This is a genomic window from Massilia sp. NBRC 108631 (assembly GCF_059704565.1).
This window is the reverse complement of sequence record NZ_BAAKJE010000005.1, coordinates 1-209: the sequence shown is the minus strand read 5'-3', so window position 1 is coordinate 209 and position 209 is coordinate 1. Positions and strand designations below refer to the sequence as shown.

1 pseudogene is annotated in these 209 nt (G+C 63.2%); it reads left to right on the top strand.

The features are described 5' to 3' along the window. Nucleotides 1-209, top strand: a pseudogene (locus AC6H42_RS00385) (IS21 family transposase); the annotation flags it as partial.

The following is a 209-nucleotide window of genomic DNA, read 5'->3' as shown; positions in this document are numbered from 1 at the left end:
GGCAAGGAGCGCGAGGTTTACTTCGCACAAGCCCATCCGCCCGGCCGTCTAGGCCTGTCCGATTTTACGCACGCTGCCGTGCTGCATGTGACGATTACCGGGGTGGCGCTGCTGCACATGCTGTACCAATTCGCGCTGGCGTTTTCCGGTTGGCGCTACGTCGAGGTTGTGCTGGGCGGCGAGAGCTTCATGGCCCTGTCGTCGGGCTT